Annotated in this window: 13 protein-coding genes; 7 read left to right on the top strand and 6 right to left on the bottom strand. The window is 67.6% G+C overall.

The window, feature by feature from the left end:
* Positions 1-15: 15 nt before the first annotated feature.
* On the top strand, positions 16-576 hold the full coding sequence (locus tag J0J01_RS05145) for a cupin domain-containing protein (protein WP_296379139.1): 561 nt from the start codon (positions 16-18) through the stop codon (positions 574-576).
* A 10-nt stretch (positions 577-586) separates the two neighbouring features.
* Positions 587-982: a response regulator gene (locus J0J01_RS05150; protein ID WP_296379140.1), complete on the top strand. Its 396-nt coding sequence runs from the start codon at positions 587-589 to the stop codon at positions 980-982.
* A 2-nt stretch (positions 983-984) separates the two neighbouring features.
* Here the strand turns inward: J0J01_RS05150 and J0J01_RS05155 are convergent, their stop codons facing one another.
* The 4 genes from J0J01_RS05155 to J0J01_RS05170 all read right to left on the bottom strand — a co-directional run bounded on the left by J0J01_RS05155 (position 985) and on the right by J0J01_RS05170 (position 4451).
* Entirely contained in the window at positions 985-1203 is a 219-nt protein-coding gene (locus J0J01_RS05155) for a hypothetical protein (protein WP_296379141.1), read from the bottom strand.
* A 10-nt stretch (positions 1204-1213) separates the two neighbouring features.
* Positions 1214-2203, bottom strand: coding sequence for a tripartite tricarboxylate transporter substrate binding protein (locus tag J0J01_RS05160; RefSeq protein WP_296379142.1), 990 nt, complete (start codon positions 2201-2203; stop codon positions 1214-1216).
* An 88-nt stretch (positions 2204-2291) separates the two neighbouring features.
* Entirely contained in the window at positions 2292-2981 is a 690-nt protein-coding gene (locus J0J01_RS05165) for a substrate-binding domain-containing protein (protein ID WP_296379143.1), read from the bottom strand.
* Entirely contained in the window at positions 2982-4451 is a 1470-nt protein-coding gene (locus J0J01_RS05170) for a 4-hydroxyphenylacetate 3-hydroxylase N-terminal domain-containing protein (RefSeq protein ID WP_296379144.1), read from the bottom strand. It abuts the gene before it with no gap.
* A gap of 175 nt (positions 4452-4626) precedes the next feature.
* Here J0J01_RS05170 and J0J01_RS05175 point away from each other — a divergent pair, with 175 nt between their 5' ends.
* From J0J01_RS05175 to J0J01_RS05195, 5 genes are all read left to right on the top strand, one after another.
* Positions 4627-5391 carry a hypothetical protein gene (locus J0J01_RS05175; protein WP_296379145.1) on the top strand — a complete coding sequence of 255 codons (765 nt, stop codon included), beginning with the start codon at positions 4627-4629 and terminating at the stop codon, positions 5389-5391.
* Positions 5392-5494: 103 nt separating this feature from the next.
* Positions 5495-7393, top strand: coding sequence for a molecular chaperone HtpG (gene htpG / locus J0J01_RS05180; RefSeq protein ID WP_296379146.1), 1899 nt, complete (start codon positions 5495-5497; stop codon positions 7391-7393).
* Between the two features lie 549 nt (positions 7394-7942).
* Positions 7943-10387, top strand: a complete 2445-nt coding sequence (locus tag J0J01_RS05185; RefSeq protein WP_296379147.1) for a hypothetical protein — start codon at positions 7943-7945, stop codon at positions 10385-10387.
* Positions 10388-10493: 106 nt separating this feature from the next.
* On the top strand, positions 10494-10835 hold the full coding sequence (locus J0J01_RS05190; RefSeq protein WP_296379148.1) for a DUF6572 domain-containing protein: 342 nt from the start codon (positions 10494-10496) through the stop codon (positions 10833-10835).
* 29 nt (positions 10836-10864) lie between these two features.
* Positions 10865-12442: a serine hydrolase gene (locus J0J01_RS05195; RefSeq protein ID WP_296379149.1), complete on the top strand. Its 1578-nt coding sequence runs from the start codon at positions 10865-10867 to the stop codon at positions 12440-12442.
* Here J0J01_RS05195 and J0J01_RS05200 read toward each other — a convergent pair.
* Both J0J01_RS05200 and J0J01_RS05205 read right to left on the bottom strand, forming a co-directional pair.
* Positions 12423-14453 (bottom strand): hydantoinase/oxoprolinase family protein, encoded by a 2031-nt coding sequence (locus J0J01_RS05200; RefSeq protein ID WP_296379150.1) that lies wholly within the window; start codon positions 14451-14453, stop codon positions 12423-12425. The two genes, J0J01_RS05195 and J0J01_RS05200, sit on opposite strands and share 20 nt — an antisense overlap.
* Positions 14454-14505: 52 nt before the next feature.
* The gene (locus J0J01_RS05205) at positions 14506-16323 is read right to left on the bottom strand and encodes a hydantoinase B/oxoprolinase family protein (RefSeq protein ID WP_296379151.1); all 1818 of its coding nucleotides are present in this window, start codon (positions 16321-16323) and stop codon (positions 14506-14508) included.
* Positions 16324-16331: the final 8 nt, after the last annotated feature.

Raw genomic sequence — 16331 nt, forward strand, 5'->3', positions numbered from 1 at the left:
TGACGTTTGGGGGGTATGAATTGCCGCGAGAGAGCCGAGCCAGCCTATGCCGGCGCCCTGCAGGCCGTGCCCGCGGCCGAACTGCCTGCGCTCCACGCCCATATCGCCTCGTGCCCGGACTGCCACCGCGCGCTCGAGAGCCTGCGCCCGGTGATCGACCGGTTGGTGGCCTGGCCGACCGATCTGCTGCGCCCGACGACACCGCTGCAGGAGCGTCTCGCGCTTCGCATTGCGCAAGCGACCGGTCAGCCGCCGCTGCTGCCGGTGCGACGATGGCGCGAGCCCGAGTGGGAGCGGCTCGCGACCGGGATCGAGTGCAAGCTGCTGGCGACGGATACGGAACGGCACCGGGTGAGCATGCTGGTGCGGCTGGCGCCGGGCGCGAGCTATCCGGCACACACCCACGCCGGCGTGGAAGAACTGCACCTGCTCGACGGTGAGCTCTGGATCGACGAGCGCAAACTGCTTCCCGGCGACTACAGCCGCCGCGCGCCGATGACGGGCGACGACCGTGTCTGGAGCGGGACGGGCTGCACCTGTGTGCTCGTCACCAGCACAGAGGACGTCCTGCGGTGAGGAGCCTCCCATGAACCAGCCTCTTCGCGGGACGTCCGTCCTGATCGTCGAAGACGAAGTCATCATCGGCCTGATGCTGTTCAACGAGATCGCCGGCGCCGGCGGCAAGCCGATGGGGCCGGTCACGTCGGTCGCCGACGCGGTGAAGGAGATCGAGTCCCAGGGCGTGGACGTGGTGATCCTCGACGCCAAGCTCGTCGACGGATGGGGCGCGGATCTCGCTGTCTTCCTCGAGCAACGGCGGATTCCGTTCGTCGTGGTGAGCGGCTACGACAAGGCAAATCTACCGGACGGGCTGAAGGCGGCGCCTTTCGTCGCCAAGCCGATATCGCTGCCGATTCTGCTGGACGCGATCCGCAGCCTGATGCCGGGCGAAGCCCCGGGGACGCCCCTCGAAGCCCGCTAGGGTTACGGCTTCCTCATCGTGAAGCTGCCGGCGCAGCGTCCCGAGACGGTTCCCTCGCGACGTTGTTCGCCACGCTCGCCGCCGCTCGGGCTCCCGCGCGGCCATTCGGCATTGCCGTTTGCGAACGTCACGCCGGCGATGCCGGACGGCGGCCCGTGGAACGACGCCGAGATGTACGGCCTGTACGTCGATCGAGTAGCGATCGGCAGCGCCGAGCGCACGCTTCCGTCCTCACTCCAGCTTGATGTTGGCGGCCCGGATGACCTCGGTGTAGCGGGCGGTGTCGTCGGCGAGGATGCGGACGAACTCGGCCGATGACGTGCCCACGACGATCAGACCGATGTCGGTCAACCGCTTCACGATTTCCGGCCGGCGCACGGCCGTTCGGTAGGCTTCCTCCAATCGCGCCTTGATCGGCGCCGGGGTGTCGGCCCTGATCGCGATGCCGAAGTCGTTGCTGGCCCGGACCTTGGGATAGCCCGCTTCCGCGAAGGTCGGCACGTCGGGAAACTCCGCCATCCTCTCGGTGTGGCTGAGCGCCAGTCCGCGCAACTGGCCGGAGAAGAGGTATTGCCGGCAGTCCGTCACGCCCAGGATGGACATCTGGAGGCGCGATTCCAGGAGATCGGCGACGATCGCCGGCGTGGCGCGATAGGGGACGTGGATCAGGTCGACCGCGGCGTCCATCTTGAAGAGCTCGCCTCCCATGTGCACCGACGTGCCGATGCCCGAGCTGCCGTAGGACCATTTGCCCGGCTGCGCCTTCGCGGCGGCAACGAACTCGGCCATGGTCCTGATGCCGAGCTGGCTCGGCACGGTGAGCATGGTCGGCCCGATGGTCAGCCGCGACAGCGGCGTGAAGGCGTCCATGCCGAAGGGAAGATTGCGCATCAGCAGGCCGACGATGGCGTAGCTGCTGCCCGTGAACATCAGCGTGTAGCCATCGGCCGGCGCCCCCGCCACCGCCGCCATCGCCACCGTGCCGGTGGCGCCCGGACGGTTCTCCACGATCACCTGCTGCCCGAGCGACTCCGAGACGATCGGGGCGAGCAGCCGTGACAGCACATCCATCGAGCCGCCGGCGCCGAACGGCATCAGGACGCGGATCGGCTTGGTCGGCCAGGGATCGGCTGCGCGGGCGCCGGTGCCGAGCAGGGGCGCGACGGCGACTCCGCCGACCGTCGTCGCCAGCAGCTTTCGCCGCGTCAGTCGCTTGCGCATCGCGTGCCCTCCCCCAGTCGCTTTGGTCGGGATGCTACAGAAGCGACCTGCGGGCTGCACAAGGAACTTGTCGCGCGTTTCGCCGGGTCTAAGCCGGATCGAGTCCCTTGTCGCGGAAGATCGCGGCGGCGGCCGGCGTGCGCAGGAAGTCGAGGAAGACCTTCGCTTCCTTCGCCTTCGCGCTCGCCTTCTCGATGCCGGCAACGAACACCGTCACCAGGTCGTACGGCGCGGGCAGGGGGCCGACGATCGAGAGGCCGGCGACCTGCTTCAGCTCGGGAATCTGCTGGACCGCGATCTCGACCTCGCCGGTCGGCAGGAACGTGCCGCTGAGGCCGCCGGCCGGCGGGAACTTGTTCTTGGCGTTGATTTCGGCGGCGATGCCCATCCGCTCGATCACCCTGGCGAAGTGGATGCCGCTCGCGCCGCCCGCTGCCGGATCGGTGTAGGAGATCGACCGCGCCGCCAGCAGCGCGCGCTTCAGCGCCTCGCCGGTCGAGATGTCGGGATGCGGCGCGCCCGCCTTGACCGCGAGCGCGGCGGGCGAGGAGGCGAGCGTCACTTCCGAGCCCGTGAGGATGCGGCCGTCGCGCTGCATGATGTCCATGCCGGCGCGGTTCAGGATCAGGAGGTCGGCCGTCTCGCCGCCCTGCAGGCGCTTCACGAAGGCCGGCGCGGTGTTCCATTCGATGACGGGCCGGATGCCGGTGTCCTCGATGAAGCCCGGCAACAGCACCTCGACCGCGGGCTGCACGGCAATCGAACTCAACACTTTCATTCAACGCTCTCCGGGCCGCGGCGGGGTGACGGGGCGCCGCGCGGCCAGCGGCGCTTCACGAAGGGCATCGAGGCTCACCGCCGGCATCGGCTCGGCGATGTGCTTCAGCACGGCATTGGCGAGCTCGTTGTAGCGGTCGAAGCTGCGGCGCAGGCGGCCGCGCCAGGCGAACTCGCCGCCGTTGGCATGCAGCTCGAACACGTGCTCGCGATGATCGAGCGTCGAGCCGACATGGTCCCAGGCGAGCTGCAGCAGCGCCGCGCGTTGGCGCGCGCTGTAGCCGGCCCCGACGAACGACTCCTCGAGGCCCGCGGCGAGGGCCGGATCGGCGAGGTCCTTGTCGCTCGGCGCCACCACCAGCGAGGAGCCCGGCAGGATGCGCAGGATCTCGGCCATCCGCCGCCGCGCCTTCAGCATGGCGATGCTGCCCACGGCGAGATGGCTGTGGTTGGGCGAGCAGTAGCCGTCGGCGGTCGTCTCCGGATCGCGCTCGGCGGCGATCTGGCAGGCGCGCACGGTCTGCACGTCGGTGATCAGGTCGAGCAGGTAGTCGATGGTGAGCTCGTGGTTGGCGAGCCCCATCGCCTGCGCGCAGGCCAGCGCCAGGCCCAGGGTGAACTCCGCCTTCGACAGCCAGCAATAGAGCTGGTGCCAGAACAGCCAGCGCGCCACCGGCTCGGGCGATGGGTCGGTGAGGAAGACGCGGTTCCACGGCACGACCACGTCGTCGAGCCACATCTGGCCGTCGAGCTCGTCGAAGCGATGGCTGAGCGGCGCGGTGAAGGGGTTGGGATCGCCCGCCGCGCTCTTGCGGCAGATCACCGTGACGCCCTTGCCGTTCACCGGCACGACGAAGGTGGCGCGATGGCCGTCGATGTCGGCGCCGTTGACCGCGCCGATATAGACGTCCTCGGCGAAGGCGGGGCTGGTGTGCATGCCGATCTTGCCGCGCAGGGTCACGCCCGCGTCGGAGCGGCCGACGACCTTGATCGCCACCCGGTCGGCAGGATCGGCGCGCAGCCGATGGCCGATCGGCGCGGCGCCGGCGGCGAAGGTCAGGAAGCGGCCGGTGCGCGCGATCTCGGCGCGATAGGCCTCGGCATTGGCGACCTGCTCGGGCGCGGCCTGGCGCAGGCCGACCGCGTGCAGCACACCGAGGGCGATCATGTGGCCGTAGGCCGGCGTGTGGGTGATGTTGCCGGCGCTCAGGAACGTGGTGGCCGAGAAGCACCGGCCCATCCGCACCAGGTCGTCCGAGGTGCGCGGCACGCGGTAGTCGATGGGCCCTTGCGCATCGAACAGCGTGTCCTTCCACGCCGGATCGGCGTGGCGGTCGTACCAGGCGGCATATTCCCCGACCATCGCCGCGGTCGCCGGATGGGTCGTCACGTCCTCGACCTGGCCGCCGCCCAGGATGAATACCCGCCGCCCGTCCCTCAGGCTGTTCCGATAGTCAGCACCTGTCCGCATGGTTTCCGTCCCTGTTGCCGGCAGTCTAGCCCAGCCGCGAGTCGGAATGTTCAGTTGCAGATGCAGAACATGTTCGCGCCAGGTTTGCACTCGCGCTGGTAATCAACAGGCTTCGACGTTACACTGCAGTTAACAAAGGGAGATGCGCACACCGCGCATATTTGGGGGGAAGTCTATGAAATCGGCTGTCGAGAACCGCGCGGCATCGCGCGGCGAGGTGCTGCGTCGTGTGCTCGGCGTCGGCGTGGCGGTGTCCTATCTGGCGGGATGTGCGAAGGGGCCCGACTCCATCGATGCCAGGTATGTCAGCCCGAACACCTATCAGAACTGGTCTTGCGAGCAGCTCGTCGACGAGAAGATGCGGCTGACGCGTGAGGTCGACCGGGTCGCCGGCCTGCAACGCGAGAATGCCAATGCCGACGCCGCCCTGATGGGCGTCGGCCTGATCATCTTCTGGCCGGCGCTGATCGGCCTCGCCGCCACCAAGGACCGCAAGGACGAGCTCGGCCGCCTCAAGGGCGAGTTCGAGGCGGTCGACAACAACGTCAAGTCCAAGCAGTGCAGCGCGCCGGCGCCGGGTCGGCCGAGCGTTGCGGTCCCGGCCACGCCCGAGACGGCGGCTGCGGTCGCGGCCGCCGGGGGCACCTACAAGGGCAAGGGCAAGACGGATTCGTGGTGCCAGACGCCGACGCTCGACCTGGTGCTGAAGGGCAACGAGCTCGAGGGAACTTTCTCGGAGCTTGCGACCGGCACGCCGACCAGCAACGTCAAGGGCACGCTGTTGAACAGCGGCATCGTCGAGCTCGAGTTCAAGGGCCGCAACGACAACTACTTCAGCGGCAAGGTCGAGGGTCAACTCAAGGCCGACAAGCTGATCGTGAACTTCCGGATCAAGGCTGCGACGGCCTGCACCTATCAGTTTGAGCTGCCGCGCACCTGACGGAGCGAGGCCGCCCGGCAGCTTCTGGCTGTCGGGCGGCCTGACGGTGGACGCGCGACAAAGCTTGATGCGGCGGACAAGAACCCTCAAATTCCCGCGCGCCATGACGGATGAAAAGACTCCCCATTCCCACGCGTTCCAGGCCGAGGTCGCCGAGCTCCTGAACCTGATGGTGCACTCGGTCTATTCCGAGACCGACGTCTTCCTGCGCGAGCTGATCTCCAACGCCTCCGACGCCTGCGACAAGCTGCGCTACGAGGCGATCTCCCGGCCCGAGCTGCTGGCCGGCGACGAGCGGCTGGCGATCCGGCTGACGCCCGACGCCAAGGCAGGCACGCTGGCCATCGCCGACAGCGGCATCGGCATGACCGAGCAGGAGCTGATCGACAATCTCGGCACCATCGCCCGCTCGGGCACCAAGGCGTTCCTGCAGGGGCTGGCCGAGGCCAAGGACGGCCCAGGGGAGGGAAGCGGGCTGATCGGCAAGTTCGGCGTCGGCTTCTATTCGGCCTTCATGGTGGCGGCGAGCATCGAGGTCACCAGCCGCCGCGCCGGCGCCGACCAGGCCTTCGTCTGGCGCTCCGAGGGCGGCGCCGGCTTCGAGGTCGCGCCGGCGAGCGAGGCGCAGGCGGCGCGGGTGCCGCGCGGCACCGAGGTGCTGATCCACCTCAAGGACGACGCCAGGAAATTCGCCGAGCGCTTCGAGCTGGAGCGCATCGTGCGGACCTATTCCGACCACATCCTGTTCCCGATCGAGCTGGTCGACGGCGAGGGCGACAAGAAGGGCGAGGCCCGTCAGATCAACGCCGCCTCGGCGCCGTGGCAGCGCGCGAAGTCGGAAATGAAGCCCGAGGACTACACCGAGGCCTACAAGTCGATCGCCACGGCGTTCGACGAGCCGGCGCTGACCCTGCACTACCGCGCCGAGGGAAGGCAGTCCTACGCGGTGATGCTGTTCGTGCCGACGATGCGGCCGTTCGACCTGGCCGATCCGGGGCGCAAGGGGCGCGTCAAGCTCTATGTCCGGCGCGTCTTCATCACCGACGATGCCGAGCTGCTGCCGCCCTGGCTGCGCTTCGTGCGCGGCGTGATCGACAGCGAGGACCTGCCGCTCAACGTCTCGCGCGAGATGCTGCAGAACAACCCGCAGGTGACGCAGATCCGCAACGCCGTCACCGGCCGCGTGCTGGGCGAGCTGGAGGTCGCCGCCGACAAGGACGCCGCCAAGTACAGGACGATCTGGGAAGCCTTCGGCGCCGTGATCAAGGAGGGCCTGTACGAGGACCACGAGCGGCGCGCGCAGCTCCTGAACCTCTGCCGCTTCGCCTCGAGCGCGTCGGACGCGCCGCGGTCGCTCCGGCAGTACGTTGCCGACCTCAAGCCCAACCAGACCGAGATCTACTACCTGGTCGGCGAGAGCATCGAGCGGCTGAAGGCCAACCCCAAGCTCGAGGCGGCCAAGGCGCGCGGCATCGAGGTGCTGCTGCTCGCCGACCCGATCGATGCCTTCTGGACCATCATGCCGTCGGATTACGAGGGCAAGCCCTTGAAGTCGCTGAGCCAGGGCGACGTCGATTTCAGCCTGGTGCCGCTGGTGGACAAGGAGGCCGCGACCGAATCGTCCGAAGCCGACAAGGGCATTCTCGACGCGGTGAAGGCGACGCTCGGCGACCAGGTCTCCGACGTGCGCGCCTCGCAGCGCCTGACCGACAGCGCGGCCTGCCTGGTCGCCGCGACCGGCGCCCGCGACCGCGAGCTCGAGCGGCTGCTGGCCCGCCAGGACCGCGGCAGCGGCGCCAAGCCGATCCTGGAACTCAACTTGAGGCACGCGCTGGTCAAGGCGCTCGCCCATTCGATCGAGGAGAAGAAGGAGGGCGACGTCGCCGACCTGTCGGCGCTGCTGCTCGCCCAGGCGCAGATCCTCGACGGCGAGGTCCCGCCCGACCCCGCCGCCTTCGCGCGCCGGCTCAACGATTTGATCGTGCGAGGGTTAAAAGCCTGAGGTTCTTATACGTTTTTCGCAAACAACGTATAACTCGGCATTATCTGCGGAAAACGTATAACTAGACTAGGTCATCGGCAGGATGTCCGTGGGGCGTCGCTGTCGCGGCTGAGAGATATCCACGATCTGTGGATAAGATGTCGCCGCGTTGAGCCTTTGTGGGCAATGGAACCCCCTTTCGGGGTGCGTTCGCCTAAGGAATAGCGCGGGCCATTGCCCATAATAGGTGGCCACACGCAGTACGCGTAAGACTGGCACGCATGAGTACCGCGTTCCAGTTGCCCGAGTGGTTCCCAGTTGCCGAGCCACCGCCTTCACCACCCGTCGATGACCATCGCATCGAAGCGCTGGTCAACCGCTTCATCGCCGGCAAGCAAGAGGCGCTCTTCACGGCGCCCGATGCCTTCTATCGCCTGTCCGGCGGCGATGCCGTAGATGGGGCGCCCACAACTGTCCAGCGTCTAAACGACTTCAAGTCGGCAATCCTCGAGCAGGCGCGCGACGACAGCGAGCGCGCCGCTCTCGGCCCGCGCCTCGACCTCCATATCGATGATGCGAACAACGGCATCGACCGTCACGTCGCCGAACAGCGGCGCGTACATCAGCGACAGGGTCCTCTCGGAGCGCCAGGCGCTGATCCTGCGTGCTGCCGAGCTCGAGCACGACAACGACGACAAGATCGCCGGCCTCGCCGAAGCCAACGCGAGCGCCGCAAGTGAGCTCGCGCGAATCGACGGTCAACCGGAGACTCCGTCCATCGATGGAGCGCGCTCGGCGGTCTGGCGTACCGCTATCGATCAACGCATCGCCGGCGGCAAGGGTCCTCAGGCGATCGTCCTGTTCGATCGGGTGAAGGATCGGCTGGTGCCGGCGGACCGCCTGTCGCTCGACACTCCGGTGCAGGCCGCTCGATACGAACACGCAGCCGACCAGTGGATCGCCGGCCAGGCCGGGACAGACGGACCGCCTCTGCAGCGGCGCGTCGACTCGGATGCCAACCTGCCGTCGGAAGCCAAGGCAATCGTCCGCGCCAAGGTCGATGCTCAGGAGTCCGCGAGCGAGAGCACGCGTGCCGCCCGTGTGCAGGCGCTGGACGACGAAGCCCGCGCTGCCATGTACGACCAAGCGGTCAATCCTCGAGCTTACAAGCCAGGCACGTTCGCCAGGCTGGCCGATGCCTATGACGCAGCCGGCGCGTCCGAATCGGCTGCGTTCGCGCGGCGTTTGGCAACGTACGACGCATTCATTGCGTCGTTCGCGCAGGCCAGCGCCGAAAAACAGCAGCGGATGATCGATGAGCTGCCGGAAGAGTGGCGTCATATCGCCGCCATCATCCAGGACCGCCAAGCCGCAGTCTTTGCACAGGATGCCTTCGCCGCCGGCACCGCCATCTACAAGGAAGTCGGTTCGCCGGTCCCGATCGACGACATCCAGGGCCGCATCCGCCAAGCCCGTCAGATCGCGCAGCTGCGCGGCGGCAATCCGGTCTTGCCGTTCACGGTCCGCGAGATCCGCCAGATGCAGCGCGTGCTGGGGAGTGGATCAGACCAGGACAAGGAAGCCGTCCGGACGCGCCTCGCAGCGGTACCCGTCGATATGCGACCGCCGATCGAGCCCGGGAACGGCGCCGCATCGACCGACCAGGAAGCCGCGTCGTCGGGGGGATCGGCGCAAGCGTTCAGCGTCCAGGCCGCCTCAGGGATCGATGCGAATGAGACAGCGGAAGCGGCGAACACTGACGCCACACCTTCGGCCGGCGGCTACGCAGGCGCGCCGACGATCGGACCCATCCCAGGAAGCCCGGAATACCAGGCAGCCGAAGCGCAGGCTCGTGAGCTCGAAAAGCCTTCTTACGACGACCTCAGCGGGTGGGAGCGATTCAAGGTCGCGACCAAACGGTTCTTCCTGGAGGGCGATAGCCGAGGTGCCACGTACAGGGCCGATTCCGCCGCGCAGCGATGGCAGCGAGTGCAGGAGTTGCTCAATGAGGGAGACAACATCGGCGTTGTCGGCAAGCGCTTTCTTATTGAGAACCGAAATGTCGCCGCAGAATTTGCCGCTGCCGCAGGGCAACTGGCCGACGCGCAACGCAAGCTGAACGAGCTGCCGAGCAGCGATGCCCTTCGGCAGCTGTTCGAAGTGGGATCCGTCGCGGAATTCGCAAAGCTGCTGGACGAGAAGGGCGGCAAGATCGCCAGCGCCGCGGCGATCGGAAGCGTGCCCGACCTGACCACGGGCATCGTCGCGACGGCCGTCCTGGGTGGGGTCGGCGGCGGAATTGTGCTCACCGGCTCGGCCGGACTGGAAGGCTACGGCAGAGGCCTTGTCGGTGCCCTCGCCCAGCGCGGGATCGACGTCACCAATCCCAACGCGGTTGCGGCTGCCCTTCAGCACAAAGAGCTGATGGATGACGTCCGCAAGGACGCGAGGACCGACGGCGCTATCGAGGCCGGCGCCGCCGCCTTGGCCGCGTTTGCCGGCGGCATCGGGCGAGGTGGCAAGCCGACAAAGGAGTTGACCGATGCCGAACTGAGAGGAGGAGGAGCCGCCAGCGTGCGCAAAGGCATGGCATGGGAAAGGGAACTTGCCGCTCGTCTCGTGAAACAGAGTTCGAAATACGACTTCGCCCAACAGGTGATGATCAAGGCGCCCAATGGGCCTGTCGTTCGGATAGACTTCATCGTGAGAAACAAGGAAACGAAAGAAATCTTCCTAATAGATGGGAAGGACATGCAAAGGTTGAGACTGAAGGAGCCGAACCAAAGAATAGCTTATCCCGAGATCGAGAGGATGGGTGCTGTCATCACTAAGGAGGGCTGGCCTAGACTGGCGAGCGAGGGAAATTTCCACGAAGGAATGAAGATTCCACCCACGCGAATCCAAATTCAAACGCCGAACGGGCCCTACCACGTCCATCCAGAAGCCGTCGGTAACCGAATTCCTTTGGTCAGATGGACAGAGCCAGCGGGTCGTCTCGATGATATCTCCGGTTAAGGTTGCAACTAGAGGTTGGTACACCTCGATTAGGTATGTCGTATAGCGTACACGTTACAGATTGGCTTTCCGCGACAGTCCAATCTTATGATCAAGGGGGGCTTTAATGTCAGTCGACCAGCCGGCAGTCATCGACTTTCTGTGGAAAGATCAGAAGAACAATCGGGCCGTCTTGACGATCTCCGATCATCTCGATTGGGAGGATGAGGGCGAGCATCTGTTGTTGCTCCAGGACAAGCTCAATCACTACCTCGAATTCATCGAGAGCGGGCAGCTGGCGGAGGCCAAGCCCGAGTTGCGGGGGCTTCCGGTTCTCATTCACGTGGCGGCTCAGCATCCCTTGAGCGAGCAGGCCGCCAGGTTTTACGACATGGTGAAGGAGCGTGCCGCCGAAATGGGCTTCTCGCTGATGTTCGACCTGGGTGGGAAGTTGATCGAAGACGCCTAAGGAGCTTGAGGCAAAGGGAGGCATTCTTGATGCGCTTGCTGCTCATCCTCGCCTTGGCGCTTGCGCCGGCACTGGCGCTCGCCCAGGCCGAACCGCGCGGGAAGCCGGCGCTGCAGGTGCGCGGCCAGTACATCGACCAGCGCATCGCCGAGTTCATGGCGAAGAACGAGGTACCCGGCATGACCATGGCGATCGTGCAGGCACCTTATATACCGCGCTCGGCGGGCTACGGCCGGGCGAGCCTGGCGCGCGACGAGCTCGCCTCGACCCGCTCCATGTTCGCCATCGGGCCGATGACCCAGGGCTTCACCGCCGTCGCCACCCTGCAGCTGCAGGAGATGGGCAAGCTCGAGGTCCGCGACCCGATCGACAAGCACCTTGCCGGCCTGCCGGCGGCGTGGGGCAGGATCACCATCCTCGACCTGCTGCAGCATGCCTCGGGCATCCCCGACTATCGCACCGCCGGCGCCTTCAAGGAGGGCCAGCATTACCTGCCGGCCGAGCTGCTGGCATTGGTCTCGGGCCTGCCGCTCGAGTTCCAGCCCGGCACGCAGGTCCGTCAGTCGGCGACCGGCTTCGCGCTGCTCGGCATGATCGTCGAGAAGGCGAGCGGCATGTCGTATCACGACTTCGTCTGGAGCAAGCAGATTACGCCGCTTGGCCTGCGCGCGACGCAGTTCGTCGCGGACTTCAAGACGTGGGCCTACACCGACCGCTCGGGCGCGCCGGGCAAGAAGCAGCACACGCGCTTCACGTCCGAGGTGCCGTTCATCAGCCCGATCGAGCCCGCCACCGGCTACAAGGCGGGCGCCTCGGGGCTGGTCGTGGTCGATCCCATGGCGACGGCCAACCTGTTCGCCTTCGCGACCCTCTGGTCGTCGGCCGAGGACATCAGCCTGTGGGACGTGGGCCTCGCCGGCGGCATCCTCGTGAAGAAGCCGGAGAACCGCGCGCTGATCTACAAGCCGACGACGCTCGCCAACGGCACGGTGGTGCCGGCGATGGCGGGCTGGGAGTTCACCATGCATACCGGCTTCATGGAGATCAAAGGCTCGGCGCCGGGCTTCACCGCCTATTTGAGCCGCTTCACCGACGCTGCCGACCTGGTGTGCGTGACGCTGCTCGCCAACAAGGAGAAGGTCGACCTCACCAACCTCGCGCGCGACATCGCCGACTCCTACAAACCTGGCCTCGGTGCCGGCGTGCCGGCGGAGAACATCGTCGAGCAGGAGAGCAAGTGGAGCCTCGACGAGACCGTGGCCAGGCTGGAGAAGCTCCTGAAGGCCCAGAACGTGCCGATCTTCGCGTCATTCGACCATGACGGCAACGCGAAGAAGGCTGAGATGTCCCTGCGGCCCACCCGCGTGCTGGTGTTCGGCAACCCCAAGGTCGGCACCAGGCTGATGCAGGCGGGACAGTCGGCCGGCCTCGACCTGCCGATCCACGTCTCGATCTGGCAGGACGCGCGCAACCGCGTCTGGGTCGGCTATCGCTCCATCGAGTCGATCGCCGCCGAGCACGCGGTCAAGGATCCCGAGACCGTGGCCGCGATGTCGAAGGCCCTCGAGTCGCTGATAGCCAAGACGGTCAACGTCTACGATTACTGAGCAGGATCGCAGCCGATGGATGGACCTCGCCGGTCCAGCCCGGCAGCACCAGCGTGGTCGCATCGAGCTGCGAGACGATGGCCGGGCCGGCGATGAAGTCGCCAGCCCCGAGCGACGCGCGCTCGAACAGCGGCACCTGCGCCAGGCCCGTCTCGAAATGCACCGGGAACTGGCCGCGCATGCGGGCGCCGCGGCCCTTGGCGAGCATCGGGCGCGGCGGCTCGGGCATGCGGCCGGTCGCCTCGACGCGGAGCGTCACCAGCTCGATCGGGGCGTCCAGGGTGAAGCCGTAGAGGCTCTTGTGGGCCGAGGCGAAGGCGGCTTCGACGCCGTTCTTGCTGTCGGCCCACGGCACCAGCACCTCGCCGCCCTGGCCGTGATAGCGCAGCATCGCGACCCTGGTCTGCTGGCGATCCTCGGCCGCGACCTTCTCGGCGGTGAGCCAGTCGTCGGCCTGCGCGGTCAGCTCGGCGAAGATGCGGCGCGCCTCGGAGAGGGCGACGGCGCCGGCCTTGGGCAGGGTGCGGCTGAACTCGGCCTTGAGATCGGCCGCCAGCAGCCCGTCCGCGCAGAGCACGCCGGGCGCCGGCGGGATCAGCACGCGCGTGATGCCGAGCAGTTCGGCCAGCGAGCAGCCATGCAACGGGCCGGCGCCGCCGAACGCGACCAGGGTGAAGTCGCGCGGATCGTGGCCGCGCTCGACCGAGACGATGCGCACGGCGCCGACCATGTTGTGGTCGAGGATCGACAGCACGCCGCGCGCCGCCGCGGCGCGGTCGAGCTTCGACGGCTCGGCGACCTCGCGGTCGATCACCCTCGCGGCAGCGTCGACATCGAGCGCCATGCGCCCGCCCAGCAGCTTGGCCGGCAGGTGGCCCAGCACGACATGCGCGTCGGTGACGGTGGCGCACTCGCCGCCGCGGCCGTAAGCCGCCGGGCCGGGATCGGCACCGGCGCTTTGCGGGCCGACGGTCAGCGTGCCCGAATCGACCTTGGCGATCGAGCCGCCGCCCGCGCCGATCGTCACCATGTCGACCATCGGCAAGGGCAGGGGCCATTCGCCGACATGGCCCTGCTGGGTCAGGCTGATGCGGCCGTCCTTGATCAGGCAGATGTCGGCGCTGGTGCCGCCGATATCGACGGTGATGATGTCCCTGATGCCGCAGGCCTCGGCGACGTCGCGCGCGCCGACGACGCCGGCGGCCGGGCCCGACAGCGCCGTCAGGGCGGGCGCGCGGCGGATGGTGGCGCCGCCGGCGACGCCGCCGTTCGACTGCATCAGCAGCAGGGGGGCCGCGACATGCTCGTCGAGCAGCCGCTTCTCCAGCCGCGAGACGTAGGTCGAGACGCCGGGCATCACCACGGCGTTGAACACCGTGGCCAGCGAGCGCTCGTACTCGCGCACCACCGGCAGCACGTCGGACGACGCCGTCACCGCGACGCCCGGCAGCCTGGCCTTCAGGATGTCGGCGACCGTGCGCTCGTGCGCGGGGTTGGCGAAGGAATGCAGCAGGCAGACCGCGACGGCCTCGACTCCGAGCTTGCGGCATTGCCGGGCGGCGGCGTCGACGCTCGCCTCGTCGAGCGGCTCGATCACCACGCCGCCGGCGCCGATGCGCTCCTTCACCTCGAACACGCGGGACGCGGGGACGGGGCGCGCGGGCTTCACCCAGGCGAGGTAGTTGGCGCGGCGCGGAATGTCCTGGCGGCCGATGGTCAGCACGTGGCGGAAGCCGGCCGTGGTGACCAGCGCCGCCTTCGCGCCCTTGCCCTCGAGGATCATGTTGGTGGCGACGGTCGTGCCGTGCAGCACGCGCGCCAGCGAGGGCGCCGCCTTGCCGGCGTCGTCGAGCGCCAGCCGGATGCCGGTCAGGAAGGCCTGCGACGGGTCGCTCGGCACGGAAGGCGTCTTGGCGCGCCAGATCCGGCCTGAGGAAGCGTCGTGCAGGGCGATGTCGGTGAAGGTGCCGCCGATATCGACGGCGATGGCGAGGGAGTTATCGGCACTCATGAGCAAGCAATTCTGTCGTCCTTCGCTACGCTCAGGACGACAAGGGAGAGCATCACGTCGACAGGCTGTCGACATAACCGTGACGATGGAACGCCTTCACGTCGGGACGCTTGGCGCGCAGGCGGCGCGTCAGGTCGGGATCGATCTCGTCGGAATCGATCGCGACGCCGTACAATTCCTTCGCCGCACCGGCGGTGACGAAGCCGCCCAGCACGTCGTCGAGCACGCTGGCCGGCGGCCGGTCGAAGGGATGGCCGTAGCCGCCGCCTCCGCCGGTCTCGATGCGCAGGATGTCGCCGCGCTTCAGCATGTTGCCGTCGGAGAGCGGCTGCAGGTGGCGCTCGTGGTTGGTGTCGGGATTGACGAGCACGCGGCCGGTGCCGCCCGCCATGCCGCCGGCCATGCCCCAGGGCGGGTTCTTCACGCTGTCGATGCGCACCGCCAGCATCGCCTCCTCGGCGAGGATGTCGTACTCGCGCACGATGCCGCAGCCGCCGCGCCAGCGCCCGGCGCCGCAGGAATCGGTGAGGATGCCGTAGGTGCGTAGCCGCACCGGATAGCCGACCTCGAGGAACTCGACCGGGTAGTTCTCCTGCGCCACGAAGTAGACCGCGTCGGTGCCGTCGGCTGACGCGCGCGCCCCCCAGCCGACGCCGATGCCGTCGGACATCAGGAACGGCTCCAGCTTGCCTTCGAGCGTGCGATAGGTGCCGCGCATGAAGGAGATGACATAGGCCGAGTGCGCCGCCGGCGCCTTGCCGCCCGCGACGTTGATCAGCCCGTTCACCGCCGCCAGGAAGCGCATCAGCGTGAGGCCGCGCATGCCGAGCGGCGCCGGCCACTTCGGCCACAGCAGCGAGCCTTCGCGCAGTCTCACCTCGTCGAGCGCCTGCGGCCCGCCGGCGTTGCAGACCTGCGCCGGATCGCCGCCGAGATAGAACATCGACAAAGCCGTGCCCGGCACGTCGGGATTGAGCAGCAGGTTGACCGGGCCGGGCGACTGGTCGTCGGTCGCGGTGGCGTCGAAGACGAACTTGTCGTCGCCGCCCTCGGTCTTCTCGCGGGTGAGGGCGAGGCGGAGATGGAATGGGCCATTGCCGTGGCCGTCCGAATCGATCGCGTCGGTGAATTTGTGGGTGCCGTAGTCGAAGGTCTCGGCGAGCTTGGTGCGCACCAGCTTGCGCGTGCGGGCGACGAGCTGGCTCAGCGCATCGGCCACGATATCGGCGCCGAACCGGGCGACGATCTCCTCGATGCGCTTCACGCCGAGCGCGGTGCTGGCCATCAGGGCGCGCATGTCGCCCATGTTCTGGGCCGGGAAGCGGGAGTTGCGGAAGAAGATCCGGAGCGTCGCCTCGTTGGTGACGCCGGCATCGATCAGCTTGGTCGGCGGCACGATGATGCCTTCCTGGAAGATGTCGAGCGTGTCGGGGCTGATCGAGCCCGCGCGCATGCCGCCGATGTCGGAGAAGTGCGCCCATCCCATGACGAAGCCGCAGCGCCTTCCGTCGTGGAACACCGGCGCCACCAGCACCTGGTCGTTGGAATGCGAGATCGCGCCGCGCGAGCCGTAGCAGTCGTTGTACCAGTAGAGGTCGCCCTCGCGCATGGTCTCCGGCGGGAAGTCGCGGAACACCGGGCCGCAGATGTCGCCGAACACCGGCAGGTTCGAGCCGACCGCCATGACGCCGTCCGCGTCGAACAGTGCGGTATAAAAATCCTTCTTCTCGCGGATGAAGGCGGAGATGGCGGTGCGCTCTATCAGCGCCTCCATCTCGGCCTGCGCCGCGCGGATGGCGCCTCGCACGATCTCGAGGGTCACCGGATCGCAGGCACCGGCTGTGGAATTGCTGGCCGAAAGGGTGTCCATGCGGGCAG

Origin of the sequence: Reyranella sp., from assembly GCF_017305915.1 — a bacterium.
Classification (GTDB): domain Bacteria; phylum Pseudomonadota; class Alphaproteobacteria; order Reyranellales; family Reyranellaceae; genus Reyranella.